Origin of the sequence: Herminiimonas sp. (genome assembly GCF_030645555.1) — a bacterium.
Lineage (GTDB): Bacteria > Pseudomonadota > Gammaproteobacteria > Burkholderiales > Burkholderiaceae_D > Oxalicibacterium.
Genome location: NZ_JAUSME010000200.1, coordinates 1 through 2924, shown reverse-complemented (window position 1 = coordinate 2924; position 2924 = coordinate 1). Strand labels below are relative to the sequence as shown.

The following is a 2924-nucleotide window of genomic DNA, read 5'->3' as shown; positions in this document are numbered from 1 at the left end:
TATCGCGCTTGGCAACCGCTCCGACTATGCCGCACATCTGCTTTCGACCCTTATGACTTTATGATTTCTTGATTTTGACCGGCCGTTGCCAGCCTTCCACCGTGACCTGCTTCGCGCGCGAAACCGTCAGTTTGCCAGCTGGTGCATCTCTGGTCAGCGTCGTGCCGGCACCCAGCGTCGCGCCCTGGCCGACGCGTATAGGCGCAACCAGTTGCGTGGCGCTGCCGATGAAGGCATCGTCTTCTATGATGGTGCGCGATTTATTCACGCCATCGTAGTTGCAGGTGATCGTGCCGGCGCCTACGTTGACGCGTGAGCCTATTGTCGAGTCGCCGATATAGGTCAGGTGATTGGCCTTGCTGTGGGCGGCGATCTCGCTGTTTTTGACTTCGACGAAATTGCCTATGTGTACGTCTTCCGCCAGCACAGTGCCCGGGCGCAGGCGCGCGTAAGGCCCAATGATGCAGTCGGCACCGACCACTGCATTTTCAAAATGGCTGTACGGACGTATGTGGGTTTGCGTACCGACCGTCGTATTGTGGATCACGCAATATGCATCTATGCGTACGCCGTCTGCCAGCGTGACATTGCCTTCGAATACGCAGCCTACATCGATGCTCACATCGCGTCCGCAAGTCAGCGTGCCGCGCACGTCTATGCGGGCTGGATCGACCAGCGTCACGCCTTGTTCGAGCAGCGCGTGGGCGATATTGTGCTGATGCACGCGCTCCAGTTCGGCCAGCTGCACCTTGCTGTTGACGCCGTGGGTTTCCCACACATGGTCGGGCTGGGCGGAGACGACAGCGACGCCGTCGGCGACTGCGCTGGCAACGATGTCGGTCAGGTAATACTCGCCCTGCGCATTGCTGTTCGACAGTGTGGAGAGCCAGACTTTCAGCAATCTGGTCGGTGCGACGATGATGCCGGTGTTGACTTCGCGTATTGCAAGTTCATCTGCGCTGGCATCTTTTTGTTCGACAATGCGCGTAATTGATCCATGTTCGCGCACTATGCGGCCGTATCCAGTCGGGTTATCCATCTCTACCGTCAGGATGCCCAACTTATCGGTGCCGGCGATGTCCAACAAACGTTGCAGTGAAGCAGCGGTAGTCAGTGGCACGTCACCGTACAGGATCAGCGTAGGCGCGTCGTCGTCGAGTTGCGGCACGGCTTGCATGACTGCATGACCGGTCCCGAGTTGCGGTTCCTGTTTGGCGAATGCGAGGTCTGGTGCTTGCAGCAATTGCGGCACTTGTTCGCCGCCGTGGCCATAGATGACGCACAGCGTGGAGGGTGATAGTTGCCGCGCCGTATCGATTACGTGGGACAGTAGTGGCTTGCCTGCCAACGGATGTAAAACTTTCGGTAGCGCGGATTGCATGCGCTTTCCCATACCTGCAGCAAGAATGACGATGTTCATAGGAAGCCAGTTAAAAGAATGCAAAATTTTATCACGCGTCCCATCGGCCCTTTTGCAAAAAAGGCAGCAATATTGTGCATGGCATTGGTGCTGCTGGGTTGCAGCGCCGCCCGGCTAGGCTACAGCAATGGCGAATTCATCAGCTACTGGTGGCTTAACAGCTATGTTGATTTCGACAGCGAGCAAAAGCCATGGGTTAAAAGCCATATCGACAAGGTTTTTTCCTGGCACCGCAAGACGCAGCTGAAGGAATACGTGCGCCTGATCAGCCGCATCCAGCATCGCGATCTGGCGACGGTGACGCAAGCCGATCTGCTGGCCGACTATAACGATGCAAAAACACGCGTGCTGATGATCGCCGAGCGGGCGGCGCCGGAATTGGCCGACTTGGCGATCTCGCTGGATGCGACGCAGATCAGCCATCTGGAACAGAAATTCATCAAATCCAATGACAAGTTTCGCAAGGAATACCTGCGCGGCGATATCGAGTCGCGCCAGGAATTCCGCTACAAGAAGGCCTTGAAGCAGGCGGAATACTGGTTTGGCAATTTCAGCAAGGAGCAGGAAGCAAAGATGCGCATTGCATCGGATGCCCGGCCGCTCAACAATGAGTTGCTGATGGCCGACCGCGTGCACCGGCAGCAAGAGTTGATTGCACTGTTGAAGAAAATCCAGACTGAAAAGCCGGGCAAGGAAGCAAGCGTGGCGTTGCTGAAAAAATTCACCGCGGCTACCGTGGACAGGTTCGGCAACAAGCAGCACCAGGCCTTCTTCGACGAATCGACGGCGGCTACGGCAGCGATGGTGGCAAGCGTGATGCACATGACGACGCCGGCGCAAAAAGCACACTTCGTGAAAACCCTGCAGGACTGGATTACAGACTTCAACAAGCTGGCATCACATTGAGCGATGGGTAAGGAAATAAAAAAGCCGGTTATATAAATAACCGGCTTTTTTTATCTCTGCAGCGCGCATCGTTCAGTCATCCACGCGTAGCGGGATCACGCTCGATATCGTGCTGCCGGTCGAGCACGGTTCTTCATCGAAGGCGATATCGCCATCCGCCATGGCGACACCGGTTGCCTGCAAATCCGCAAAGCCGAACAAGTTTTTGTCCATCAGGTGCGAAGGCACGACGGTCGACAGCGAAGAGAAGATATTGTCGACGCGACCAGGATGCTGTTTCTCCCATTCGCGCAACATGCCCTTGATCTGCTTGCGCTGCAGGTTTTCCTGGCTGCCGCACAAATCGCAAGGGATGATGGGAAATTTCTTGACCTCGGCATAGCGCTCGGTGTCGGCTTCCTTCACATACGCCAGCGGGCGGATCACGATGTGCTTGCCGTCGTCCGATTGTAGTTTCGGCGGCATGCCCTTGATCTTGGCGCCGAAGAACATGTTGAGGAAAAAGGTTTCCATGATGTCGTCGCGGTGATGGCCGAGCGCGATCTTGGTCGCGCCCAGTTCGTCGGCGACGCGATACAGGATGCCGCGGCGCAGGCGC

At 56.5% G+C, this 2924-nt stretch carries 3 protein-coding genes; 1 reads left to right on the top strand and 2 read right to left on the bottom strand.

Annotated elements, in window-relative coordinates:
• Nucleotides 1-58: 58 nt before the first annotated feature.
• The gene (gene glmU / locus Q7T06_RS07810) at nucleotides 59-1420 is read right to left on the bottom strand and encodes a bifunctional UDP-N-acetylglucosamine diphosphorylase/glucosamine-1-phosphate N-acetyltransferase GlmU (RefSeq protein ID WP_304782989.1); all 1362 of its coding nucleotides are present in this window, start codon (nucleotides 1418-1420) and stop codon (nucleotides 59-61) included.
• A gap of 78 nt (nucleotides 1421-1498) precedes the next feature.
• Between glmU and Q7T06_RS07805 the strand changes: the two genes are divergently transcribed.
• On the top strand, nucleotides 1499-2326 hold the full coding sequence (locus tag Q7T06_RS07805) for a DUF6279 family lipoprotein (RefSeq protein WP_304782986.1): 828 nt from the start codon (nucleotides 1499-1501) through the stop codon (nucleotides 2324-2326).
• A 72-nt stretch (nucleotides 2327-2398) separates the two neighbouring features.
• Here the strand turns inward: Q7T06_RS07805 and Q7T06_RS07800 are convergent.
• On the bottom strand, nucleotides 2399-2924 hold a 526-nt coding region (locus Q7T06_RS07800), incomplete at its 5' end, for an ATP-binding protein (protein WP_304782984.1).

What these genes read in the sequence shown, in the direction of transcription:
- glmU (WP_304782989.1), bottom strand. Translation starts at nt 1,420, where the DNA reads ATGAACATCGTCATTCTTGCTGCAGGTATGGGAAAGCGCATGCAATCC.
- Q7T06_RS07805 (WP_304782986.1), top strand. Translation starts at nt 1,499, where the DNA reads ATGGCATTGGTGCTGCTGGGTTGCAGCGCCGCCCGGCTAGGCTACAGC.